This is a genomic window from Novosphingobium sp., assembly GCF_965214355.1.
GTDB lineage: Bacteria > Pseudomonadota > Alphaproteobacteria > Sphingomonadales > Sphingomonadaceae > Novosphingobium.
Genome location: NZ_CBDCBI010000002.1, coordinates 1,934,262 through 1,958,525, shown reverse-complemented (window position 1 = coordinate 1,958,525; position 24,264 = coordinate 1,934,262). Strand labels below are relative to the sequence as shown.

The 24,264-nt window shown below is 63.2% G+C and carries 18 protein-coding genes; 5 read left to right on the top strand and 13 right to left on the bottom strand.

All coding sequences use genetic code 11. From position 1 onward, the window contains the following. Positions 1-7: 7 nt before the first annotated feature. From ACOOE2_RS09385 to ACOOE2_RS09365, 5 genes are all read right to left on the bottom strand, one after another. Positions 8-3,199, bottom strand: coding sequence for an efflux RND transporter permease subunit (locus ACOOE2_RS09385; protein WP_420382749.1), 3,192 nt, complete (start codon positions 3,197-3,199; stop codon positions 8-10). A gap of 84 nt (positions 3,200-3,283) precedes the next feature. Then, positions 3,284-4,561: an efflux RND transporter periplasmic adaptor subunit gene (locus ACOOE2_RS09380; RefSeq protein WP_420382748.1), complete on the bottom strand. Its 1,278-nt coding sequence runs from the start codon at positions 4,559-4,561 to the stop codon at positions 3,284-3,286. 459 nt (positions 4,562-5,020) lie between these two features. Then, the gene (locus ACOOE2_RS09375; protein WP_420382747.1) at positions 5,021-5,653 is read right to left on the bottom strand and encodes a TetR/AcrR family transcriptional regulator; all 633 of its coding nucleotides are present in this window, start codon (positions 5,651-5,653) and stop codon (positions 5,021-5,023) included. Positions 5,654-5,718: 65 nt separating this feature from the next. Continuing rightward, positions 5,719-6,891 (bottom strand): M20 aminoacylase family protein, encoded by a 1,173-nt coding sequence (locus ACOOE2_RS09370; protein ID WP_420382746.1) that lies wholly within the window; start codon positions 6,889-6,891, stop codon positions 5,719-5,721. A gap of 95 nt (positions 6,892-6,986) precedes the next feature. Beyond that, complete coding sequence (locus tag ACOOE2_RS09365; RefSeq protein ID WP_420382745.1) at positions 6,987-9,086, bottom strand: malate synthase G; 2,100 nt, start codon at positions 9,084-9,086, stop codon at positions 6,987-6,989. Between the two features lie 154 nt (positions 9,087-9,240). Here ACOOE2_RS09365 and ACOOE2_RS09360 point away from each other — a divergent pair, with 154 nt between their 5' ends. Continuing rightward, complete coding sequence (locus tag ACOOE2_RS09360; RefSeq protein WP_420382744.1) at positions 9,241-10,131, top strand: LysR family transcriptional regulator; 891 nt, start codon at positions 9,241-9,243, stop codon at positions 10,129-10,131. An 84-nt stretch (positions 10,132-10,215) separates the two neighbouring features. Here ACOOE2_RS09360 and ACOOE2_RS09355 read toward each other — a convergent pair whose 3' ends face one another. Continuing rightward, positions 10,216-10,365 (bottom strand): lmo0937 family membrane protein, encoded by a 150-nt coding sequence (locus ACOOE2_RS09355; RefSeq protein ID WP_420382743.1) that lies wholly within the window; start codon positions 10,363-10,365, stop codon positions 10,216-10,218. Positions 10,366-10,561: 196 nt separating this feature from the next. Between ACOOE2_RS09355 and ACOOE2_RS09350 the strand changes: the two genes are divergently transcribed. Together ACOOE2_RS09350 and xth are read left to right on the top strand one after the other, a co-directional pair. Further along, positions 10,562-11,353, top strand: a complete 792-nt coding sequence (locus tag ACOOE2_RS09350; RefSeq protein WP_420382742.1) for a GNAT family N-acetyltransferase — start codon at positions 10,562-10,564, stop codon at positions 11,351-11,353. Beyond that, on the top strand, positions 11,350-12,147 hold the full coding sequence (gene xth, locus ACOOE2_RS09345; protein ID WP_420382741.1) for an exodeoxyribonuclease III: 798 nt from the start codon (positions 11,350-11,352) through the stop codon (positions 12,145-12,147). Before ACOOE2_RS09350 ends, xth begins: the two co-directional genes overlap by 4 nt. Before the next feature lie 268 nt (positions 12,148-12,415). Here xth and ACOOE2_RS09340 read toward each other — a convergent pair whose 3' ends face one another. From ACOOE2_RS09340 to ACOOE2_RS09330, 3 genes are all read right to left on the bottom strand, one after another. Further along, positions 12,416-12,781, bottom strand: a complete 366-nt coding sequence (locus ACOOE2_RS09340) for a CsbD family protein (RefSeq protein WP_420382740.1) — start codon at positions 12,779-12,781, stop codon at positions 12,416-12,418. Between the two features lie 305 nt (positions 12,782-13,086). Further along, entirely contained in the window at positions 13,087-15,252 is a 2,166-nt protein-coding gene (locus tag ACOOE2_RS09335) for a cytochrome P450 (protein ID WP_420382739.1), read from the bottom strand. Between the two features lie 209 nt (positions 15,253-15,461). Continuing rightward, positions 15,462-16,871 carry a methyltransferase domain-containing protein gene (locus tag ACOOE2_RS09330; RefSeq protein WP_420382738.1) on the bottom strand — a complete coding sequence of 470 codons (1,410 nt, stop codon included), beginning with the start codon at positions 16,869-16,871 and terminating at the stop codon, positions 15,462-15,464. A gap of 200 nt (positions 16,872-17,071) precedes the next feature. Between ACOOE2_RS09330 and ACOOE2_RS09325 the strand changes: the two genes are divergently transcribed. Further along, positions 17,072-17,827, top strand: coding sequence for a hypothetical protein (locus ACOOE2_RS09325; protein ID WP_420382737.1), 756 nt, complete (start codon positions 17,072-17,074; stop codon positions 17,825-17,827). After that, positions 17,824-18,189, top strand: a complete 366-nt coding sequence (locus tag ACOOE2_RS09320; RefSeq protein WP_420382736.1) for a hypothetical protein — start codon at positions 17,824-17,826, stop codon at positions 18,187-18,189. Before ACOOE2_RS09325 ends, ACOOE2_RS09320 begins: the two co-directional genes overlap by 4 nt. Positions 18,190-18,216: 27 nt before the next feature. On the opposite strand, the gene tssH is transcribed toward ACOOE2_RS09320, so the two are convergent. Genes tssH through tssE form a run of 4 tightly spaced genes read right to left on the bottom strand, consistent with a single transcriptional unit; the run spans position 18,217 to position 24,224 of the window. Beyond that, on the bottom strand, positions 18,217-20,868 hold the full coding sequence (tssH, locus tag ACOOE2_RS09315; protein ID WP_420382735.1) for a type VI secretion system ATPase TssH: 2,652 nt from the start codon (positions 20,866-20,868) through the stop codon (positions 18,217-18,219). Continuing rightward, positions 20,865-21,902: a type VI secretion system baseplate subunit TssG gene (gene tssG, locus ACOOE2_RS09310; protein ID WP_420382734.1), complete on the bottom strand. Its 1,038-nt coding sequence runs from the start codon at positions 21,900-21,902 to the stop codon at positions 20,865-20,867. The genes tssH and tssG overlap by 4 nt, the downstream gene beginning before the upstream one ends. Beyond that, the gene (gene tssF / locus ACOOE2_RS09305; protein ID WP_420382733.1) at positions 21,866-23,728 is read right to left on the bottom strand and encodes a type VI secretion system baseplate subunit TssF; all 1,863 of its coding nucleotides are present in this window, start codon (positions 23,726-23,728) and stop codon (positions 21,866-21,868) included. The genes tssG and tssF overlap by 37 nt, the downstream gene beginning before the upstream one ends. Positions 23,729-23,732: 4 nt before the next feature. After that, a complete protein-coding gene (gene tssE, locus ACOOE2_RS09300; protein ID WP_420382732.1) occupies positions 23,733-24,224 on the bottom strand; it encodes a type VI secretion system baseplate subunit TssE in 492 nt (163 codons plus the stop codon). Positions 24,225-24,264: the final 40 nt, after the last annotated feature.

Here is a 24,264-nt window from a genome sequence, read left to right as displayed (position 1 = left end):
ATGGTTCCTATTCCGCCGGCATCAGCGATGCGGCGTGATGGCCCGGGCGCGATCGGCCCGAATTCCGTCCGCTCAGGCGCCGGGACAAGACGTAGAACGAGGGCGTGAACAGCAGGCCGAATGCCGTAACCCCGGCCATGCCGAAGAACACCGCGGTGCCCAGCGCCTGGCGCAGTTCGGCCCCTGCCCCGGTCGCGGTCACCAGCGGTACCGCGCCCAGGATGAACGCCAGGCTGGTCATCAGGATCGGCCGCAACCGGGTACGTGCCGCATGGATCGCGGCCTCGACCGGGCTCATGCCCTGCTCGTCCTCGGCCTGCTTGGCGAATTCGACGACCAGAATGGCATTCTTGGCGGCAAGCGCGATCAACACGACAAGCCCGATCTGCGTGAGGATATTGTTGTCCATCCCGCGCAGATTGACGCCCAGCATCGCTGCAAACAGGCACATCGGCACGATCAGCACGATCGCCAGCGGCAGCATCAGGCTTTCGTATTGCGCGGCCAGCACCAGGAACACGAACACCACCGCCATCGCAAACACGACGCCTGCGGTATTGCCCGCGTGCCGCTGCTGAAACGCGATATCGGTCCAGTCACCACCGTATCCGGGCGCCAGCGTCGTATCCGCCAGCTTTTCGATCGTCGTCAGCGATCGGCCCGACGATATACCCGGCGCCGGGTCACCTGCGATCTCGATCGCCGGTTGCAGGTTGTACCGCACCACGCGATAGGGCCCGGTCGTATCGCGGAACGTCGCGACCGACCCGATCGGCACCATCTGTCCGGTGTTCGACCGTGTCTTCAGGTTGGCAATGTCGGCCGTGGTTTCGCGATGGTCCTGATCGGCCTGCGCGGTGACCCGGTAGGTACGGCCAAGCAGGTTGAAATCGTTGACGAAGGCCGAACCCAGATAGACCTGCATCGCTTCGAACACGCGTTCGGGCGGCACGCCCAGCAGATCGGCCTTGCGGCGGTCGACATCGGCAAAAATACGCGGCGTGCCGACATCGAACAGCGTGTAGATCTGCTTGAATTCGCCGGTTGCCCGCGCCTTGGCGATCAACGCGGTCGCCTGATCGTTCAGTGCGCCATAGCCGCGCCCTTCATGATCCTGCAGCATGTACATGAACGCGCCGCCCTGGCCGATCCCCTGAATGACGGGGGGCGGCAGGATCAGGATACGCGCCTTGTCGTAGCCTGCGACAGCCGCCTGCGCCTGCGCCATGATGCCTTGGTATGTTGCACCCTCTGCACGGCGTTCGTCGAACGTCTTGAACGGGAAATAGATCGCGGCGGAATTGGGCGCCACCGTCTGCGACGGCCCGTGGAACCCGGCAAACATCACTGCCCCGCGCAAGCCCTTGATCGGCAGGATCTTTGCCGCAACCTCGCGCGTCGCCGCATCTGTGCGCTCGAGCGAAGCGCCGGCCGGCAATTGCACGACCGCCAGGAAATAGCCCTGGTCCTGCGCTGGAATAAACCCGCTCGGCGTGACCCAGAACAAGGCGACCGTCGCCACGATCAGCGCGGCATAGACCGCAAACACGCGCTTTGGCGCCGCCAGCAGCCGCCGGGTCAGATTGGCATAGCCATCGCTCAACCGTTTAAACCCGGCGTTGAACCGGTCGGCAGCGCCCGCGAGCATCCGGCGCCAACGCGGCACCGACAAATCGTCGGCGACGCCATGCGCATGCGGCTTCAGCAACAGCGCGGCCATCGCCGGCGACAGCGTCAGACTGAGCACCAGCGAGACGACCGTCGCGGTCGAGATCGTGACCGCAAACTGCTTGTAGAACGCGCCGGACAAGCCGGTGATGAACAGCGTGGGCACGAACACCGCGCACAGCACCAGCACGATCGCCACCAGCGCAGTGGCAACTTCGTCCATCGACGAACGCGCGGCCTGCAACGGGGTCTGACCCAGGCCGATATTGCGTTCGACGTTTTCGACGACGACGATCGCGTCATCGACGACGATGCCGATGGCCAGCACCATGCCGAACAGCGAAAGATTGTTCAGCGAATAGCCCAGCGCCAGCAACATGATCGCCGCGCCGAGCAGCGACACCGGGATGGCGATGATCGGAATTACCGCAGCGCGCCAGTTTTGAAGAAACACCAGGATCACGAGCACGACCAGCAGGATCGCTTCGCCCAGCGTGTGATAGACTGCATCGATCGACTGGCTGATGAATTCGGTGGGGTTGTAGATCACCGAATATTCCATGCCCTTGGGAAACGACTTCGACAGCGTATCCATCTCCGCCTTGACATGCGCGGCGGCCTGGAGCGCGTTTGATCCAGGGCGTTGCAGCACCGCGATCACGACCGTGGGCTGGTTCGACAGATAGGTGTTGGTGCCATAGTCCTGCGCACCCAGTTCGACCCGCGCGACATCGCGCACGCGCACCTGGTGCCCGTCGGCATCGGTACGGATGACGATATCGGCAAACTGGTCGGGCGTGGTCAGGCGCCCCTGCATTTCCACACCGAGCTGGAACGCGTCGCCTTTGGCGATCGGCGGCGCGCCGAGCGCGCCCGATGAAACCTGGACGTTCTGCGCGCGCAACGCAGCCACGATTTCGCCTGCGGTCAGATTGAGCGACGCGGCGCGGCCCGGATCGATCCAGATGCGCATGGCATAATCGCGCGATCCGAACAGCGTCACATCGCCCACGCCGTCGAGCCGCGACAGCCGATCCTTGACCTGGGTCAGCGCATAGTTGGACAGGTAATCGCGTTTCAGATTGCCGCTCGGCGATTGCAGATTGACCACCATCAGGAAGTCGGGGCTGGTCTTGCGCGTGACCACGCCCAGCCGCTGCACTTCGTCAGGCAGGCGCGGCACGGCGACCGCGACGCGGTTCTGCACCAGCACTTGCGCGGTATCGAGATTGGTGCCGATCTTGAAGGTGGCGGTGATTTTCAGGTTGCCGTCACCGGTCGACTGGCTGCTCATGTACAGCATGTTGTCGACGCCGTTGATTTCCTGCTCGATCGGCGCGGCGACGGTCGTCGCCACGGTTTCGGCCGACGCGCCGGGGTATTGCGCCGACACGGTCACCGTGGGCGGCACGATCTCGGGATATTGCGAGATCGGCAGGCCGACAAACGCCAGCGCACCGATGATCGTGATGATCACTGCGATCACGGCGGCAAAGATCGGCCGATCGATAAAAAAGCGGGACAGACGCATGAAAGGTTCCCAACGGAAAGAGAGCGCGGCCCATCCCCCGGGCGCAGGCGCGCCGGTTGAAAAGGTCGGATCGGGAAAAAACGGTTAGTGTACGAACGTCACCTGGGCTGCAGTCGGCGCGGACGCACCGGACGCACCCGCATCAGCCGAAACGGTCTGCGGCGAAATCGGCGCGGAGCGGACCACGACATGCGCGCCGGGCATCGCCGCCTGAACATTGGTCACCACCACCTTGTCCCCCGGCAACAGTCCGCTGCGGATCACGCGCAGGCCCCGCACGACAGGGCCCAGCACCACCGGTTTCGCCACGACCGTGCCGTCAGTGCCGACCACCAGCAGCGTCTTGCGCGCCTGGTCGGACTGAACGGCTTCATCGGGCACGAGCAGCGCCTGGACCGTACCGCCGCCCGACAGCCGCATATTGCCGAACAGGCCGGGCGTCAGGAACAGCTTGGGATTGGCGATCACCGCACGGCCGCGGATCGTGCCTGAATGCGGATCGAGGCCGTTGTCGGTAAAATCGAGCCGGCCGTGCCAGGCATAGCCGGGCTCGTCCTGCAACTTGATCTCGACCACGGGCGAAGCGCCATGCGCCGCCTTTTCACGCTGCGCCTTCAGGAACAGCGCTTCGGACGAATCGAAGCTGAAATAGATCGGATCGAGCGCGTTGATCGTTGTCAGCAGCGTGGCATTGGCGCCTTCGCCGGCCGCCACCAGATTGCCGACGTCGGCCCGGCGGTCGGAAATCCGTCCGGTGATCGGCGCGCGGACCTGCGTCCATTCCATATCGAGCGCGCGGGTGCGCTCGCGGGCCTGGGCGCCGGCCAGCGCGGCCTCGGCGGCCTGGACATGCGCGCGCAAACCATCGACTTCGCCTGCCGAAACCGCTTCGTCACCGGTAAGGCGCGAAACCCGCGCCAAGTCCGACCTGGCCAGCACCAGTGCGCTGCGCGCCGATGCAACATTGGCGGCGGCTTCGGCCAGCGCGGCGCGATAGGGCCGCGGGTCGATCGTGAACAGCACCTGGCCCTTTTGCACGATATCGCCGTCGTGGAAATGCAGCGCGGTCACCTGCCCGGCGACGCGCGGGCGCACCTCGATCGACTGGCTCGGCGCGAACCGGCCGACGAAATCGTCCCACTCGACAACCGGCGCGACCAGCGGCGCCGCAACGCCCACCGTCGCCGGCGGCGGAACGATAGCCTTGGCCGGAGAGCGCACCAGCGCGGTCCAGCCAAGAGCACCGACCGCAGCCAGCACCAGCACGCCGATCGCGATCTGGCTTTGCGAGCCAGCACGCCTGGCTGGCCGCAATTCCGCGGCGGGGCGCGTATCCGTTTCGATGGTGGTGCGCATATCCATCAGGGCAACTCCGAAAATAGCGAATAGAAGGCACACCAAAAGGCGCGCCGGACCGGAAAATCCGGCCGGGTGAATACAAGATGCGCCTCTTCCAGATTGACCGACCCTGTTTGCCGCCGATCCTGCCTTTCCGGGGGGGACGGAGGCGGAACGCGCGGCAAACGAGGGTCGGTCTCAGCCTGAACCGACCGATCGCTCCGCCAGGGACGCGACAGGCGGCAAGCCGCTCTCGGCGCAGACTTTGCCTGCCACCGAAAAGTCTCGAATGTGCCGGGGCGTCAGCGCGCGGGATTAAAACGCGCTGATCGGTCTGCGAGTGGGCTGCAGTTGCCCGGACACATTCAATACCAAGCGGTATAGAAAGTCAGTCCGATGTCGTCAACCAGTTTCTGTACCGATTGGTAATATAATTTAACAAGCGCTGAATGCCGCCTCCGGCGGCGGGAGCCTCAACCGCCTTTAGCGGCCGGGCCACAGCGCCAGCGTGGTATCAACCAGCTGCGTCAATTGGTCGGGCTTCATGCCCGCACCGGCCTGCACGCTGAGACCCTGCATCATCGCCGACAGGTATGCCGCCAGCGCCTCCGGGGTGACCGTGTCGGGCAGATCGCCCTCAGCCTTGGCACGAACGAACCGCGCGACGATCGCCTGGTCCGACGAGACACGGCGCGCCATCACGTCCTGGCGAATCGATTCCGCAAAGTTGGCACAGGCCACCACGCTGATCACACCCATGCACCCGCGTGGATCGCCGCTACCGGTCTGCAGCGCGAGCGCGCCTTTCAGGAAACGCTCCGCCACGCCCTTGGCAGTCGGCGCGTCCAGCGCGGTGTGGACATAGGCCAGCTTGTCGCGCTCGTACAAATCCAATGCCTTGGAAAACAGCGATTCCTTGTTGCCGAAACAGGCGTAGAGGCTGGGCTTGGTAATTCCCATCGCCTCGGTCAGCTCGGCCATGGAGGCACCTTCGTACCCGCGTGTCCAAAACACCTTCAGCGCGGCAGCCAGCGCGGCATCCGCACAGAATTGCCGGGGACGCCCACGTGACGGCGCGACGCATTCGGCAGCTTCCAAAGTCAGTTCGCTTTCCATACCGTTCGGTACATAGTCCTTTGCAAAGCCCTCGTCCAGTTCCGCCGCAAATTAATGCTGCGCGATCAAGCGGCCAGCCCCAGACCTAGTTCCCGGCCCAGCCAATTCTTTGCCAATGCGACATGCAGGCGGACACCGGTTTCGAGGACATCGTCGTTGAAATCATAATGCGGATTGTGCAGTGGCGCGGGATCGTTGCCCTTGCCCTGGCCCAGCCAGATATACGCGCCGGGTCGTTGTTGCAGCATGAACGAAAAATCTTCCGATGTAGCCGCCGGCTCCGGCGCGCGCAGCGCCGTGCCGACGGTCGCGGCCACGGCCAGCGCATCTTCGGCGGCAGCGGCGTCGTTGATCGTCGCGGGATAATACCGGCCGTAATCGACCGTACACGCGACTTCGAAGCTGGTCGCGATCCCTTGCGCAATCTGGCGGATGCGCTCCTCGATGCGGTCCTGCACCACCGGATCGAACGTGCGCACGGTGCCGGTCACGCCGACATTGGCGGGGATGACATTGTGCACATCGCCGCCATGGATCATCGTCACCGACAACACCGCCGCCGATGACGAAGCGACATTACGTGATACGATCGTGTTCAACTGTTGCACCAGGTGCGCGGCCGCGAGCACTGCGTCGGTCGTTTCATGCGGCAAGGCGGCATGCCCGCCCCTGCCCGTTACGACGATCCGGAACTTGTCCGCCGCACCCATGATCGGCCCGGCCCGCGTGGCGATCGTGCCGGCGGGCAGCGAGGGCCAGTTGTGCAGCGCATAGACCCGGTCGCAGGGGAAACGATCGAACAAACCGTCCTCGATCATCACCCGCGCGCCGCCGCCGCCCTCTTCGGCCGGCTGGAAGATGAAATTGACCGTGCCCGAAATATCGCGCGCTTTGGCCATGACTTGCGCCGCGCCAAGCAGCATCGCGACATGGCCATCATGGCCGCAGCCGTGAAAGCTGCCCGGCGTCCGGCTCGCCCAGGGCAGCCCCGTCTGTTCGTCGAACGGCAGCGCATCCATATCGGCGCGCAATCCCACGCAGCGCGTGCCCTCGCCCACGCGCAGCACCCCGACTACGCCCGTGCCGCCGATCGCTTCGTGGACATCGAGGCCGGCGTCCGTCAGCACTTGGGCGATGCGCGCCGCCGTGCGGAATTCGGCAAAACCCAGTTCGGGATGCGCGTGGATATCGCGCCGCAAGGTGGTCAGCGGGCCGACGAGGTCTGACAGGTCTTGCATCGGCGCTGCTTTCTGTTGGGGTGCCGATCGTATATGCCACAGCGTGCGGCGCCCACACACCTTATTGCGGTGGTTCTTGCTCATGAGTGGCTCGTTTACTCCGCCGCCTTCACCCGCGCCCGCCAGGCGTGCAACAGCGGCTCGGTATACCCGCTCGGCTGTGCCACCCCGTCGAACACCAGCGCGCGCGCCGCCTGAAACGCCAGGCTGCCCGCAGGGTCCGACGCCATTGGCCGGTACAGCGGATCGCCGGCGTTCTGCGCATCGACTTTGGCCGCCATGCGCAGCAGCGCGGCATCGACCTGCTGCGCACTTGCCACCCCGTGCAACAGCCAGTTGGCGAGATGCTGGCTCGAAATGCGCAACGTCGCGCGGTCTTCCATCAGGCCGATATCGTTGAAATCGGGCACTTTGGAACAGCCGACGCCCTGGTCGATCCAGCGCACGACATAGCCCATCAGCCCTTGCGCATTGTTGTCGAGCTCGGCCTCGATCTCCTCGGCAGACCAGTTGTGCCCGGCCGCCAGCGGGATCGTCAGCAGCGCGGCCAGATCGGCGACAGGCTCGGCGCGCCGCTCCGCCTGACGCGCAAACACATCCACCGCATGATAATGCGTGGCATGCAGCGTCGCCGCAGTCGGTGAGGGCACCCAGGCGGTGTTGGCGCCGGTCTGCGGATGGCCGATTTTCTGCGCCAGCATGTCCGCCATGCGATCGGGCATTGCCCACATGCCCTTGCCGATCTGCGCCTTGCCCGACAGCCCGCAGGCCAACCCGATCTGGACATTGCGGTCTTCATACGCCTTGATCCAGGGCGTCGTCTTCATGTCGCCCTTGCGCAGCATCGCGCCTGCCTGCATCGAAGTGTGGATCTCGTCGCCGGTGCGATCGAGGAACCCGGTGTTGATGAACATGATCCGGTGGCGCACCGCATGGATGCATGCGGCCAGATTGGCCGAAGTGCGGCGTTCTTCGTCCATCACCCCGATTTTCAGCGTATACCGCGCAAGGCCGAGCATATCCTCGACCGCATCGAACAGGTCGTTGGCCATCGCGGCCTCTTGCGGCCCGTGCATCTTTGGCTTGACGATATAGACCGATCCGGTCCGACTGTTCCTTACCCCCCCATCGCGGCGCAGATCGTGCAGCGCAATCGTCGCAGTCACGATCGCATCCAGAATGCCCTCGGGCGCCTCGCGGCCATCGGCCAGCAGCACTGCCGGCGTCGTCATCAGATGCCCGACATTGCGCACCAGCAACAGCGACCGCCCATGCAGCGTGAACGGCACGCCATCTGGCGCAACATAGGCGCGATCGGCATTCAGCCGCCGCGTGATCGCGGTACCGCCCTTGTCGAACGTCTCGGCCAGATCGCCCTTCATCACGCCCAGCCAGTTGCGATAGGCCGCAACTTTGTCCTGCGCATCCACCGCCGCGATCGAATCCTCGAAATCGCAGATCGTCGACACCGCGGATTCAAGGATGACATCGGCCATCCCTGCCGGATCGGTCTTGCCGATCGGATGCGACGGGTCGATCACGACCTCGATATGCAGGCCGTTGTGACGAAAAAGCAGATTGTCGCCGGCATGGCCGACCAGTTGCGCCGGATCGGCAAGATCGGGCGCGCCGCCCGGCCATTGCGCCCACGATCCCGTCGCAAGCGGCACCGCCGCATCGAGAAACGCCTTGGCCCAGGCGATGACCTGGCCCCCTCGTTCCGGATCATAACCCCTGCCCTGCATAGCGCCGGGAATGGCATCGGTGCCATACAGCGCATCGTACAGGCTGCCCCACCGCGCATTGGCGGCATTGAGCAGAAATCGCGCGTTGAGCACCGGCACAACCAGTTGCGGCCCGGCCATCGCGCACAATTCGGTATCGACATGGGCCGGATCGACTGAAAACGGCGCGGGCTCGGGAACGAGATAACCAATGTTGGTCAGCAACGTGATGTATTCGGCGCTGCCTGTCGGCTTGCCCGCGCGCTGCTTGTGCCAGGTATCGATCGTGGCCTGCAGCGCGTCACGCTTTGCCAGAAGGTCCCGGTTGATCGGCGCAAACCGGGCAAAAATCGCACTGGCGCCACCCCAGAACGCGTCGGCCGAAACACCTGTGCCGGGCAGCACATCGCCATCGATAAACCGCGCGAGCTCGTCTGCAACCTGCAACGCACCTTTGCCGACATACGCCATAATCCGCTCCCGTTTCCCGACACGCCTCGTCATAGCGCCGGCGCAAAATGGATCCCGGACCAAGGCCGGGATGACCAGTATGGCGGGTCTAGCGTCTCGCGCACTTCATCGGTAGAGCGAAAAAGGTCAACGCACCTTTGCTCCCAGGTTAACAATGTTCGATCCCGACTATGACAGTTTCCTGCAAGTTCTCTCCGCCGGCAGCCTGTCGGCGGCCGCCCGCGCGCTGCGACTGTCGCCCGCCAGCCTGTCGAAACGGCTGACGCGGCTGGAGGATCGGCTGGGCGTGCGCCTGCTCCATCGCACCACGCGGCGGCTCGCGCTGACCGAGGCCGGGCGCGATTTGCACGATACCTTGAACCAGACACGCGGGATGCTGCAAGCGGTCGAGGACCGCATTGCCGGGCGCGGCACGTCGATCGCCGGCCGCTTGCGCATGACCGCGCCGACATCGTTTGGCCGCATGCACCTTGCGCCTTGCCTCCCCGCTTTCCTGTTGCAGCATCCGCAGATCGACCTGACGCTCGACCTGACCGACCAGTTCGTCGATCTGCTTGCCAGCGATTACGACCTGGCGATCCGCGTGACCGCCAATGTGCCGGTCAGCCTGGTCGGGCATCGTCTTGCCACCAGCGGGCGCGTGCTGTGCGCGTCGCCCGCGTATCTCGCAAGCAATGGCGTGCCCGCTACACTGGCCGACTTGCGCGGCCACCGCCTGCTCGCCGCCGACGGGCAATTGCCCTGGCATCTCGCCGGCCCCGGCGGCAGCACAGTCCACGACGGGATCAGCCACGTGCGGACCAATTCGAGCGAACTCGTTCGCGAACTCGCGCTGGATGGCTGTGGCATCGCGCTGCGATCGCTGTGGGATGTCGCTCCCGCGTTGAAATCGGGCGCGCTGGTCCGCGTGTTGCCGATTTTTGCCGGATCGCACGATGCCGCAATCTTTGCCATGCATCCGCCCACACCGCTGCTCAATGCCCGGCTGCGCGCGATGATCGACCACCTTGCGCTTGCGCTCGACCAACGTATCGACCGCTGTTGAACGACCTATCATCGTTCCGGGGGCCGGGCCGGCAATGACAGGGGCGACAGCCGCAGCCATCGCCCCACGTTCAATATCTGGAGTTTAAACTGCGCGTCGGCCGCTGATCAGCTGGAACAGGAGCACGATCACCGCGATGACGAGCAGGATGTGAATAAGACCCCCGCCGACCGGCACGACCACAAAGCCGAGTACCCACAAGACCAACAGCACAATTGCGATAGTATAAAGCATTTTGATATCCCTCCATTAAGTGACGAACAGCTTCGGTTTTCAAACCTTTGAACCGGGTGCACGGTGCTCACCGCAAGAGCGCCCGCTGCCGCTTCAAGTTTTCAGCCTGTTTATCGAAACCGACGAAACCGGATGATGTTCCGGATTCGGCCGTCCCCGCTCGGGAACCGGCGCAACAATCGCGGGTTCTTTCATCATGGCCCAAGCGACAAGCGACGAAACCCTGCACGACATGGCCGAACATCGCGGTCTCAAACTCGTCAGGTCGCGCCGGCGCAAGCCCGGCTCGGGCGACTACGGTAAATATGGCCTGACCGATGGTGGCGGAAAACCGCTGCTGGGGATCGGCGCGAACGGCCTTGAATCATCGCCTGCCGACATCGAGGGCTATTTGCGCGGCGATGCCATCGGCACGTGGAAAGCCTCGGCCCGAAGCACGCCGGCCAGAAGCAAGCGGGATCATGCGCCCCCACGCGATGCCAAATCCGCGCCAAAATCCCGGCCTGCCGCCAAATTGCCAGCGACGCCCGAGCCGCCAGCGCCGGCGCCCGAGCCCGAAACGATCATCCGCCCGGCAAAACCGGCGGATGCGGTCTTGCTCGCACCTTTGTTGCGCGACATGCCCGGCGTCAAACTCGACCAGGCAACACTGGCACGCAATCTGGCTGCGATGTTCAAAGCCGGCGGCGGCGTGGTCATCGCCGAACGCGGCGATGCCATCGGCTGCTGCGCCTTTGTCATGATCGCCACGCTCCAGCATGGCCCGGTCGGCCGCCTGACGCTGCTTCACGTCGCCGAACCGCACCGCCGCAAGGGCATCGGCACCGCCCTTGTCGAGGGCGCCGCAGCCGCGCTGCGCAAAAGCGGCTGTACCCGCTTCGAAGCGCTGAGCGACATCGAAGTGAACAATGCACACGGATTTTTCCGCGCGCTGCACTTCGAACAGACCAGCTATCGCTTTGCCCGCGCGACCGAGCCCGCGCAATGAAGATCGCCACCTACAACGTAAACGGCGTCAACGGCCGCCTGCCGGTGCTGACGCGCTGGCTGCGCGAAAGCGCACCCGATGTCGTCATTTTGCAGGAACTGAAGGCGCCGCAGGACAAATTCCCGCGAGGCCCGATCGAGGATCTTGGCTACCAGGCAATCTGGCACGGCCAGAAAAGCTGGAATGGCGTGGCGATCCTCAGCCGGGTCGGCGAAATCCACGAGACACGGCGCGGATTGCCCGGCGAACCCGGCATCGGCCAGGATCCGCCACAGAGCCGTTATATCGAGGCTGCGGTCAACGGCGTGCTGATCGCCGGGCTGTACCTGCCCAATGGCAACCCCCGGCCCGGCCCCAAATTCGATTACAAGATGGCGTGGTTCGATCGTCTGATCGCCCACGCCGCCGGCCTTGTGGAGACCGGACTTCCCGTAATCCTGGCCGGCGATTTCAATGTCATGCCGACCGCCAAGGACGTCTACAAGTCCGAGCGCTGGACCGACGATGCGCTGTTTGCGCCCGAAGTCCGCGCCGCATTCGCGCGGCTGATCGATCAGGGCTGGACCGATGCGCTACGCACGATCCATCCAGACGAGACGATCTACACCTTCTGGGACTATTTCCGGAACGCCTATCAGCGCAATGCGGGTCTGCGCCTCGATCACATGCTGCTCAGCCCCGCGCTGTCCGCGCGCCTGACCGATGCCCAGGTCGACAGGCATGTGCGCGGCTGGGAGAAATCGAGCGATCATGCGCCGGTCTGGATCGAACTGGCGGACGACCCGGCCGGATGAAATGTGGCAGGTCCGCGTATCGGAAGCAATCGCCCGCAACGACGCGTTCGATCGGAGTGGGGTCCGCCTTGACGACGTGGTTGTTGCGATAGCGCAATTGGCACCGCTCGTTCACGCCGTGCATGGCCAAGGCGGCGTCGTTCGCCCACAGCATGCTCTGATCCGGATCGATCGAATCACACCTTCGTCAATACCGACGATGATCTGGCGCAAACGACGCAGATCAGCGCTTTCGCGCAGGGATTTGCACGACGCCCCACAACGATTATCAATCGCGACGACCATGGATAAACCAGGCCAGGCCATAACCGACCGCTGCCGCAGCGATGGCCCAGATTACAGGCTGATCCTGCACGGTCTGCACTGCCGCCTGGCTGCCTTGCTTGACCGAATCGACCACCTGACCGCCAGCGGCTTTCAGCCGGTCGCGCGCTTCGTCGGCCAGCTCCGGCGCGCTATCGATCGCGTCTGCGGCAATCGACTTTACCCGGCCAAGGGTATGCTGCGCTCCGCCGGCAACCTGGTCCACGACACCGTCGACGGTCCAGCTGCGGCTATCAACAGCGTCGCCCACTGCCTTTTCGACTTTGCCGCCGGCATAACGAGCCCCGCCCTGAAATTCGTCTTTGTTCACAATAATTTCCTTTAAAGATAACCAAAGAAATGTTCATGCAGAATGCAATTCACAGCGGATTGCAGCCACCCAATCCGCTTGAACGGTTAAACCGATCGGATGAAGGGATGTTCCTGGTATTTGTGCGGAAAAATTCTGGTCTATTTGTACTATGACCTGGCTCTGCAAAGACGCGTTCGATCAACCAGTATTGGCGAACATCAGACCAATTTTCTGCCCAATAAATCAGGCAAGAGAAGACGGCAGTTATCCAAATACACGTCCGGCAATTGCCCTGCCAGACAGGCGGCGAACCTATTGCGTAATCACAGTTTGAGAACCAGCCGCTTCCCGGCACAGCGGGATACGCACACCATGATGGTATCATCGGCGGCGCGCTCTTCTTTTGTGAGGACCGAATCCCGATGGAGGATATCGCCTTCAACGACGCCAACCTCGCACGTGCCGCAGGTGCCTTGTTGGCACGTGGACTGAACAAAGATCCCACGGCGTCCGAGGACCGACAGGATCGTCTCGCCGGCTCCAACCGGCAGCACTTCACCGGTTGAGCGAAGCTCGATCTCGAACGGCTCGTTCGTGCTGTCGTCGAACCGGGCGGGAACAAAACGCTCGACCCGGCAGGTAAGACCGAATTTTTCGCATGCCTGCTCGACGGCTTGGATCAGGCGCTCGGGTCCGCAACAATAGACGGTCGTGTCCGATGACACTGTCGACAACCGCGCAGCTAGGTCAAACCGCCCCTTTTCCTGCGCAGGCCACACCGTCACACGATCCTGTCCACGCGCCTGGGCCTCACTGGCATAGGCCATGCCGTCCCGGGATTTGCCAAGGTAGAGAAGCTCAGCATGTCTGCCACGCGCTTCTGCCGCAGCCAGCATGGGGATCATCGGCGTGATTCCGATGCCGCCCGCGATCAGCAATACCGGCCCCTCGCCGGAGAGCGGAAAGTGATTGCGGGGCGGCCTCACTCTGATCTTCGAACCGACAGGCAAATCGTCATGCATAAGCCGGGATCCACCGCGACCATCGGCCTCCCGTAGAACCGCAACCGTCCACTGCCCATTATCGGTCTGCTCACCGGTCAGGGAATATTGCCGGATCACGCTGTTGGGCAACTCGATTTCGGCATGGGCGCCCGGTGTCCATGCCGGCAGAGCGCCTGCGTCGGCAGCCAGGACGATCTCCACGACGTCGGTCGCGACTTTGCGCCGCGCTATGACATGGCCACGCATCCCCCCGTCGTCGTTGCCGATCTCGGACGGCTTGGGGTGCCGTCCCGCCTTGGCCCGACCCTCGTCGGTCACGTCCCAGGCGAACGGCGTATCGACCAGAGCGCGAACCTCGCGCACCGGCAGATATTGCCTGTCCTCATACGCCTTGCCAAACCGCAAATTGGGCAGCCGATCAGCGATGACCCGCATTTCCACCTTCAGCAGAAGTCGCGCGAGCGGGGCCCCCAGGCATGCATGAATGCCCTGTGCAAAACCGATGTGCTGCTGCGTTCCGCTGCGCTCCACGTCGAACTCATCGGGCCGTTCGTAATATTGCGGATCCCTGTTCCCGGACGCATAGGCGAGGAATACCTCATCGCCGGGCTTCAGCTCCGTGCCGCCCAGATTGACCGGACAGGTCACACGGCGCGGCATGCCCGTGATCGGCGCTTCGAAACGAAGCGCTTCCTCGATCGCGCGCGACCGCGACGCGTTGCCGGCCTGTGCGGTCTCGTAGACGCCCGGCCGGGCGAGCATGTGGGTCAGCGCCATCACAATCAGGTTCGCCGACGTCTCGTGACCCGCAAGCATCAGCCCGGGGAACAGCGACAGCATCTCGAAATCGTCCATCTCGGCCTCGCCCGAATCCCGCAGATTCCAGACGTGGCTCATCAGATCATCATGACGCCGATAGCGACGTGCCTCGATCGCAGCCATCGCCTCGTCATGGAAATCGATTAGCGGTTGGAGCTTCTCGGGGCCCGGCGACGAAAAGAACTGCAGCGCCTTGAAATACACATCCGACCGATCCGGATCGAGGCCCACGATGTGACTGATGACCTTGAGCGGAAGCGGCGAAGAGAAGCGAGCGCGGAAGTCCACCTCGCCTTCTTCGTAGAACGCGTCGATCAAGGCATGGGCCTGCGCCTCGATCCAGCTTTCGAAACGTGCGATGCGACGTGGCATGAAGAACGTGTTGACCGCAGCACGGAGCCGGTCGTGGATCGGATTGTCATGGCCGATCAACGTGCCACGCAGCGGAACCTTGCCCGAGAACGCTTCAAGAACGTGATTTGGCATATCCGGCACCGTCGGACGGGACGAAAACGTGGCGGGGTCGTGCAAGGCTGTCACGATATCGTCGTGGCGTGACACGACCCAACGTTTCATCACCTCGCTCCAGGTAAGACCGGGCTGTTTACGCGCCTGTGCGAGATCCTCGAACACCCGTGACGGATTGGAAAAGGGGCTAGCGTTCATAAGGCTTCTCGATCCTGGCTTGGCATTGGAAGTGCCTTTGGGATCAGAAGTATCATTTTGTTTTCAAAGAACCAGACTTGAACTTTTCGCGAAGGTGTGGACCGCCGGATAGATTGCGACTGACCCGAAATACGACCAGCCGGGATTCCCCAGCCCGATGCCGCAAGGCCGCCTGTACATATGAACGCTTGGCGCCCCGCTCGCAACGATCAGGCGATCAGCAAGCCGAGACCGCCAGCCTTCGCCAGAGCCGGACGTACCTCGGCTGAAGCAATACCGTGGCTCATCGCGCAGATCTCTTCGATCGAGCGGGTGCCATCCGCCGCAAGCAACAGCGCCGCCAGCGCGGGCTTGTCGATGTGCAGCATGCGGTGCGCCAGCGTCACCACCAGATCCTCGCCCCGCGCCAAGGTCTGGCGGACCAGTGCGCTCGTGCAGGGGCGTTCCCCGGGAGCAATTGCGTAAGGCGCCGGACCGAAATGCAGGTGGGCATACCATTCGCGCACAAGATCGATCAGCGCCATCGCCTGTTCGGGCGAAGTCGCCAGATCGCTGACCGGCAGGCGCGCCGGCGCAACTTCGGCGAGATCACGCATCCGGCCGGCAAAATCCGGATCGTCAATCGTAAACTGATCGTCACCGGCCGAAAATTCTTTCCCGCCAAGCGCGTTGAATGCGGCACTCGCCCATAACCCGTCGAGCCGCGCAGGATCGAGCCGGCGATCGATCGGGGCATCGGCCCGCACCAGCAAGGTTGATCTAAAGAACGTCAAATTGGCATAGTCGTATACTTGCGCGGCGGCCAAAACGTCGCGATCGGGATCGTCGCTGGGCCCTGCCCCGTGGTCGAGAAAGCCATGGAGCAGGCGATCGCGACCGCCATCGGTCAAGAACCGCAATCCTGCACGGTTCGCCGCATCAACCACTTGCGACAGCGATTGCGGCGCGAAGCAATCGCCCATTTCATCATGGATCAGCACTGTAGGAGGCCGCTCGGCCATCGACGCAGCCTGCAACCGCAACCCCGCCTGCAGTGGATCGTCATCGTCGCGGGGCCGCGCATACGCTTTCAGAAACGCGCGAGCCTGGCCGATGCGCTCCTCCGGATCGGTGATGCCGTCGACCATATGCAGCACCATTTCACGCAGCATCTGCCGGATATGTCCCCCAGGCAGCGCATTGTAACTGACCAGCGCCACGCCATGCGGCGCCAGCACATGCGCGATCAGCGTCATCAGCGCGGCCCGCACCGGCGCCGGGACCCAGGCATAAACGCCATGCGCAATCACATAGTCGAACGAGGCGGGTGCATAGACTTCGTGCGCGGTCATGATGTCGGCCACTGCGAGCGTGACATTGGGACAGGCGGCGCCGGCGATGACCCGCCCCCGCGCAATTGTGCTGGGGGCCAGGTCAAAGCCATGGCACACGCTGTCCGGATAAGCCGCCGCGAACGCGATCAGCCCCAGGCAATCGCCCCCGCCGATTTCCAGCACGCGCGCCCTGTTCATTGTCGCCGGATGGAGCCCCGCCAACCGAGCCGCGACGCCCAGACGTTCGGGATGCGTGATGGCATGGACCGCCGATGGGTAAGCGACGTTGTCGTAAGGGGTGGTCATGGCGACTCCAAGGATACTTGCTGCAACAGCATGCAGTCACCCTAAATAGCGACTATATCGTCGCCAGCGATAGACGTCACACCAGTGAATTGTCTCTATCTGCCCGCCTCAGCCAAAGCGTCGGAACAGTTTGGCACGAGGACGCGACACGGGTAAAGACAAACGTTCGTCGATGAATTCTCCTGAACGAGGAAAAACGCATGGCCTCCGCCCAACAGGATGACCGTCAGTTCCTATACAGCCCGGCAATGCAGACAGTGTCTAGCGCAACTATTGGGGTGGGGACAAATCTTGATTGGGACGCGTATCAACGCGCAATATACCAGACATCAAACTCTGTGTTCACCAAGCAGGCCAAACAGCTTTTGCAACGCGGTAACATATCGGAACCGGAAGCCCGCGCACTCATCGATCAGCGCAATGCATTGGTCAGAGACGCACGCAAGCCCTTGAGTCCAATGGGCAAGTTATACTCGGAAATAAAAAAACCGATCGATGAACTGCCGGATTACGAGGCCCTGATCGCGCGAAAAGGCAGCAATGAAGCCATCTTGCGCAGCGTAGGGAAGACAAATGAGATCGTCGACCGCTTGACGGTCAACATGCGCATGGCCGGTCGTGGGATGATCGTCTTGAGCCTTGTCCTGACCGTTGTTGTCATCGTGGAAGCGCCTCCTGAGCAGCGCGCACGCGTGGCATCGCGTGAAGGCGGTGCGTTGGCGGGTGGTTCCGTTGGCGGATGGGGCGGCGCTTGGGCGGGCTGCGCAACGGCGGCAGTGATCGCCTCACCTTCGCTGGTCCTCCCGATTGCCGGCGAGGTAACCGAAGCGGGGGCATGTTTTGTTGGCGGTATCGGCGGCGGTCTGGGTTTGGGTGCAATCGGCGCTTGGGCGGGTTCGCAGGGTGGAGAAGCGTTATATGATTACGTAACGACAATTCGGTGGCGACGGCCATGAGCTTCGTTAATCGGATCAACAGGTTGATCATCGATCGCTTGAAGGCGCGCAGACCGCGCACGGTCGTAGCGAACGGCCATGTTTGCGTATATTCTGGTGAAACATTGCAGCATCGTCATGCCTTGGCGCACTTGAAACGCGCCACGCTTTTCCACCGCGACGCGTTTGTTGGCGATATCATCGTTCTCTCAATGGAATTCGTCGATGGAGGCAAAGCGGAGATGGCAATGGGCGACCCTTCCTGGACTGATCTGATAGCAGCGCTCGAGACCGCTGATCTGATCAGTCCAGCATCGACCTGGCAAGTGCAGGCTATTTCCGATGGCCCCAATGCACCGCCGCGTGAACTCTTTCGGAATTAACCGAAACCAGCGCGACCGACCCGCTGATCATGCAAATTCGTAAGCAAATCGATCCCCATCGGCGCGTACCGCAATCGTCTTGACCTCATCACCATTCATCTGCCGCCCCAGCAATTCGATCGACAGGTCGGGCAGCATTGAATTGGTCAGGATGTTGTCGATCATGCGCCCGCCGCTTGCGCTTTCATTGCAACGTTCGACAATGTGATCGACCACATCCTCGCCATAAGTCAGCGTGATTGCGTGGCTTTCGGCGACGCGTTTCACGATGCGGTTCAACTGGATACGCACGATGCCTTTCAGCATCGTGGGCGACAACGGATAGTACGGCAGGACATTCAGCCGCCCCAGCAATGCGGGCGGAAACACCTTGAGCAGTTCGGGCCGCAGTGCCTGTGCCAGCGGCTCTGCTTCCGGCTTCATCTCCTCGTCCTCGCTCATCGTCATGATGAGGTCGGTGCCGACATTGCTGGTCAGCAGGATCAGTGTGTTCTTGAAATCGATGTAGCGCCCTTCGGCATCGTTCATGAACCCTTTGTCGAAAACCTGGAAAAACATCTCGTGGACATCGGAATGCGCTTTTTCCACTTCATCGAGCAGCACCACCGAATACGGCCGGCGCCGCACGGCTTCGGTCAGCACCCCGCCCTGGCCATACCCGACATAGCCGGCCGGCGCACCTTTCAGCGTCGAGACGGTGTGCGCCTCCTGGAACTCGCTCATGTTGATCACGATCAGGCTGTCATCGCCCGAAAACAGTAGCTCGGACAGCACCATCGCGGTTTCGGTCTTGCCCACGCCCGATGGGCCGCACAGCATGAACACGCCGACGGGTTTGTTCGGATTGTCCAGTTTGGCGCGGCTCGTCTGGATGCGCTTGGCGATCGCGTCCATCGCGTGATCCTGGCCGATCACACGCGCTTTCAACTGATCGGCAATCGTCAATACGCTTTCGATCTCGTTCTTGACCATGCGACCCATCGGGATGCCGGTCCAGTCGCCGACCACCGCTGCCACCGCATCCTGATCGACCACGGCAAACACCATCGGCGCATCGCCCTGCGTGTGCGACATCGTGGCGATGGCGGTGGCCAGATTGCCTTTCAGTTCGGCTTCGCCCGGTACCTCTCCATCCGCCGCTGCGGTTCGCGCCTGCGCCAAGGCATCGCGTGCCGCAATCACGCCGACGAGCGCAGCCTTTTCCGCATCCCACTTGGCCGTGATTTCGTCCACCGCCGCGCGGGCCTCTGCGATCGCTTCGTCCAGTTTGGGCAGTTTGTCGCCGCTGGTATATTGGCCGCCCGCCTCGCGCGCCGCCACGTCGCGTTCGAATTCCAGCAGTTCCAGCTTGCGCCGCCGATCCTCGACCTGGGCGGGCGTCGCATGCTGCGACACCGCGACCCGCGCTCCGGCCGTATCGAGCAGGCTGACCGCCTTGTCGGGCAACTGGCGCGCCGGCACATACCGCTGCGACAACTTGACCGCGGCTTCGACCGCTTCGTCCAACACCACGATCGCGTGATGGCGCTCCATCATCGGCGCCACCGATCGCAACATCGCAATCGCCTTGTCGGTATCAGGTTCGCCCACATCGACCGTCTGAAACCGCCGGGTGAGTGCCGGATCCTTTTCGAAATACTGGCGATATTCGGCATACGTGGTCGCCGCAACCGTGCGCAGCAATCCGCGCGCCAGCGCCGGTTTCAACAGATTGGCCGCATCGCCGGTGCCCGCCTGCCCGCCCGCGCCGATCAGCGTATGCGCCTCGTCGATGAACAGGATGATCGGGGTCGGGCTAGCCTCGACTTCATCGATCACCTGTCGCAGTCGCTTTTCGAACTCACCCTTCATGCTGGCGCCCGCCTGCATCAGCCCGATATCGAGACTGCGCAAGGTCACGCCCAGCAGCACCGGCGGAACATCGCCGTCGACGATCCGCTTTGCAAAACCTTCGACCACGGCGGTTTTGCCGACACCCGCCTCGCCCACTAGGATCGGGTTATTCTGCCTGCGGCGCAGCAGGATATCGATCACCTGTCGGATTTCCGCATCGCGGCCGATGATCCGGTCGATTTTGCCATCGCGCGCAGCCTGGGTCAGATCGACCGAAAATTTGACGAGCGCCTCGCCTTCGGCAACGGGCGCAGCGCCGTCACCGCCAGCGCCGCCGCCACCCCCGCTGCCCGCATCGACTTGCGTGGTTTCATGCGAACTTGCGCACAGCGATTCAAACTCATCGCCCAGTTTCTCGACTTGCACCTTGCGGAATTCGCCGCTGATCGCAAACAGCGCATTCTTCAGAGTGGCGGTCTTGAGCATGCCATACAGCAGATGCCCGGTCCGGATGCGACCTGCACCGAATTGCAGCGACGCGTAAAGCCAGCCCTTTTCGATCGTTTCCTCGATCAACGGCGAGAAATCGGAAATCGCGGTGGCTCCGCGCGGCAGGCTGTCGAGCGTCGCCACGATATTGCGCGCCAGGGCCTCGTCGTCGAGACCGAACGCCGTGCGGATGGCGGCCACGTCGTTTTGCGGATCCTGCACCAGCACGTGAAGCCAGTGGACCAGTTCGACGTAAGGGTTACCGCGCATCTTGCAAAACCCGGTCGCGGTTTCGACCGCCTTGAGCGATGTCTGGTTGAGCCGCCCGAACAGGGCGCTGCGGCTGATCTCGGTCATACTGCCGGTTTCCTTTTTCCAAGACTCGATTTGCGAAGATGCGCGTCGGCGCGAATGAATTGTCCGACGCCATGCGCCGGGCGCTTGACCCAACTCGACCAGCCGAGCCGGACCGAGCCGTCGAGCCGAACCGCCGGCGCGTCTCGATCGTCAACTTCGACGCACAGGTCCCATTCCAGATGCGTCGGCTTGAACGCCTCGATCGCTTCGGCGGCGACGGCAAAGCGCGTACCGCCCGGCAGCATTGACCGGTAATCGGCGAAATTGCGCGCGCGCACCACCACCCGGAAAGCGTCGGCTGCGCTGAACACGCGCCGGCCAAGCACCGCGTCGCGGCCCAGCGTCACGAATTTGCGCGACAGGCACGTGCGGTCTTCGGCTTCGAAACTGCGCCACTTGGGGATATATTCGAACACCCGCACCGGCTGGCGCAACAGATGCGACAACGCGTCCTCGATCGCCACCGCACTGCGCGATCCCGCAAACACCGGGGCATAGTGCGCGCGCGCGCGCGTAAAAAAGTCCTGATCGTCGCGTGCGCCGGCCGAAGCACCCGTAAGCATGCCGACCCACCCCGCAAACTTGTCCCCATCGGGACGGTCAGCCTGTGCCGCCGGCTGTGAATCAGCCCATGCGCGGTAGAACAGTTGCAGCATGCGGCCCGCCAGCACGTCGAGCCAGTCGCTATAGGGCGTCTGGGCGGCATGGCGCCGTTCATGGCACGCATATTCGGTCATGTGCGAGGGCAGTGGCCCCATCGGCCCGGTCAGCCCGAGCCAGAACCCGCGCAACTGGTGGCGACCGTGATGCGGCTCGATCGACGCCAGTGTCCCGCCGACAAAACCCATCGCCGGTTGTTGCGCGAGGTCGACAACATTTTGCGACGGCAGACGCGCGGCGCCCAGACGCGGGAGCTCGGCGCGCCGCGCTTCGATATGGCGCACGACCGCAAACAGCCCCGCTTCGGGCAGCTTTGCGGCGAGCGCGGTCCAGTCGATCAGATCGTCGACTTGCGCCCGATCCGTGCCGGCCATTGCATCACCACTCCCTCTCCGCGGGTTTCGACGATAGTCTCGGTAAAACTGTTGATCGTGGTGAATTCGGCGAGAAACCGCTCGACCACCGCCGAAAACAGAAACAGCTGCCCTTTGTGATACGAGCCTTCATCCAGCACCAGGCGGATGCGGCTGCCCCGGGCCACGGCCATCTGGCCCCGGCCCGGGATGCGCCGCATCACCGGTCGCGAACTGACCGCGCTGATGCCGTCGATCTGGCGCCGCATGCCCGCGTCGTCCTGCCGCCCGTACAGCGCCAGATGATCGCGCAGCATCGACGGATCATCGCCATCTTCGGGCGCAAGCGAGGCATAATTCGGCGTCAGGTGCGCGATTACCCGCCACGCGCCATCGGCCAGTCCCATCGGCGGGCGCGGCCGCGTCGGGCTGCGCAAAACGGTCACGCCGCGCACCGGGCCGCCCGGAACACTGAAATGCTCGGCGCCGCGAAACGTCAATTCCGACGGCAGGTCCCGGTTGGTGACCAGCGCCTTGATCGCGAGCTCCTTGATCGCGTCCAGCCGCTCGGGATTGCCCGGTGCGGTCAGCGCGATATACATCTCGGTGCCGATATAGTCATTGCGGCGCATCAAGCGTTGCGCCTTGGTCGAGAGCCGGCGCATGGTCAGGCGCGGCGCAAAGAACAGTGCCTCGCGCCAATCGTACAGCAGCGCTCCCAGCGCGTAGAGCGGCGCGACCGGACGCGGGTGGAGCTCGTCGCGCAAATGCGCCTCGATCTCAAGCACGCGAAACACTTCGAAATCGAGCGGCCGCGTGCGGTCGGGCACGACATGGAACTCGTGATCGGTGGCATTGACCGCGACGCGCCCCAGCTGTTTTTCGAAAAGATTGATCGCGGGCGTCGCGAACAGGCGGAAATTGGCGGGTGCAACCGCGCCTGTCAGCACCGGCGCGGCGCGCGAAAACAGCAGGACGATATCGCACGGTCCCCCTTTTGCCGCAGCGAATGCCTTGCGCAGCCCGCCCAGCCGGACAAACAGAAACCGTTCGGGGCAGGCGAAAAACTCGGCCAGCAGGCGATAGCCGCGAAACGAACGCTGTTCGGGCGGGAGCAGCGCCTCGTCATCCGCGAAGCCGACTTGTTCGGGCATGGGCAATTCGATCGCACGCGCCGAGGCAGAGGCGGCTGGCCGGGCAAATGCGGCGACCGTTTCGCCGATCATCTGACGGTACAATTCTCCGGGAATGTCTTCGGAACCGTCCAGATAAATCGGCACGCTGTCGATATCGAGCGTATCGAGCGCCATGCCTCCGGTGGATTCAAAACGCAGGCGCAGGCCGCATTCGGCGCGCAGATTTGACGTCGCCACGAAACTGGCCACCGCCGCGCGCGATCCCAGGAATTCGGCCTCGGTGATTTTCAGCGGGTACAGTGTCACGGCATGGCCTGTCGTGAAAATTACCGGCGCATTGCCTTGTTGCGCCGCAATCGCGGTCAGTGGCGTGCCGCGCGGCATCACGTGGCCGGTCGCCAGCGCCGGGTCGTTCTCCTTGGGTTCGAACGCGGCGACGCAGATCGATGGCATCGGCGCGAGATAATGCGGCTGCACCGCCGCAAGCAGATGCTGGGTAAATTCAGGGTACTGGTCCGCCAGTTTCAATTGCACGCGCGCGCCCAGAAACGCCACGCCCTCCAGCAGGCGTTCGACATAAGGATCGGGGTCGGTCGGCGTTTTCAGGCCGAGGCGCGATGCGACGGCCTCATGTTCTTCACCGAATTCGCGCGCGCTTTCACGAAGATAGGCGAGCTCTTCGTTGTAAAATCGCAGGAAACGCGGGTCCATCCGGTCAGTCCCGCACTGTAACGGCGGCGGTGTCGCTTTCGACATCGGTCCGCAATTTGACCGGTATCGCCTGCAGCGCCGAACCGATATTGCCCTGGATCACGAACGTGACTGCATTTTCACGCTCGATCGAATCCGACACATCGATCGTCAGGCTGTTCTCGGCGAAACGCGGCTCGAACGTCTGCACCGCCTTGCGGATATCGCGCGCGCGCTGCATCACCAGCCTGCGTGTAATCGATTTGCCCGCCAGATCGGGCACCCCGTAATTGAGCACACTGGTCTTGACGTGCGGATAGGGTTCGAGATCGATCGCAGCGCCCAGATTGGTTGTGTTCAGCAACCAGGCAAGCTCACGCTTGACGCTGGCGCGCAGCCCGGACTCGTTGAACCGGTCGATCTCGTGTTCTGAAAACGTGGTCAGGGTCGTGGCTTTTTCACCGCTCGGCGCACCGTTGCCCGCGGCCGTGCCCGAAACCACGTTGCCGCTGACCAATTTATCAAAGATTGTCGGATTCAGGCGCCCCCGCCCCGCC

Coding starts and splice junctions, on each gene's coding strand:
- ACOOE2_RS09385 (WP_420382749.1), bottom strand. CDS start 3,199: ATGCGTCTGTCCCGCTTTTTTATCGATCGGCCGATCTTTGCCGCCGTG.
- ACOOE2_RS09320 (WP_420382736.1), top strand. CDS start 17,824: ATGAGCTTCGTTAATCGGATCAACAGGTTGATCATCGATCGCTTGAAG.
- ACOOE2_RS09325 (WP_420382737.1), top strand. CDS start 17,072: ATGGCCTCCGCCCAACAGGATGACCGTCAGTTCCTATACAGCCCGGCA.
- ACOOE2_RS09350 (WP_420382742.1), top strand. CDS start 10,562: ATGGCCCAAGCGACAAGCGACGAAACCCTGCACGACATGGCCGAACAT.
- ACOOE2_RS09375 (WP_420382747.1), bottom strand. CDS start 5,653: ATGGAAAGCGAACTGACTTTGGAAGCTGCCGAATGCGTCGCGCCGTCA.
- tssG (WP_420382734.1), bottom strand. CDS start 21,902: ATGGCCGGCACGGATCGGGCGCAAGTCGACGATCTGATCGACTGGACC.
- tssH (WP_420382735.1), bottom strand. CDS start 20,868: ATGACCGAGATCAGCCGCAGCGCCCTGTTCGGGCGGCTCAACCAGACA.
- ACOOE2_RS09335 (WP_420382739.1), bottom strand. CDS start 15,252: ATGAACGCTAGCCCCTTTTCCAATCCGTCACGGGTGTTCGAGGATCTC.
- ACOOE2_RS09330 (WP_420382738.1), bottom strand. CDS start 16,871: ATGACCACCCCTTACGACAACGTCGCTTACCCATCGGCGGTCCATGCC.
- xth (WP_420382741.1), top strand. CDS start 11,350: ATGAAGATCGCCACCTACAACGTAAACGGCGTCAACGGCCGCCTGCCG.
- tssF (WP_420382733.1), bottom strand. CDS start 23,728: ATGGACCCGCGTTTCCTGCGATTTTACAACGAAGAGCTCGCCTATCTT.
- ACOOE2_RS09370 (WP_420382746.1), bottom strand. CDS start 6,891: ATGCAAGACCTGTCAGACCTCGTCGGCCCGCTGACCACCTTGCGGCGC.
- ACOOE2_RS09380 (WP_420382748.1), bottom strand. CDS start 4,561: ATGGATATGCGCACCACCATCGAAACGGATACGCGCCCCGCCGCGGAA.
- ACOOE2_RS09355 (WP_420382743.1), bottom strand. CDS start 10,365: ATGCTTTATACTATCGCAATTGTGCTGTTGGTCTTGTGGGTACTCGGC.
- ACOOE2_RS09365 (WP_420382745.1), bottom strand. CDS start 9,086: ATGGCGTATGTCGGCAAAGGTGCGTTGCAGGTTGCAGACGAGCTCGCG.
- ACOOE2_RS09360 (WP_420382744.1), top strand. CDS start 9,241: ATGTTCGATCCCGACTATGACAGTTTCCTGCAAGTTCTCTCCGCCGGC.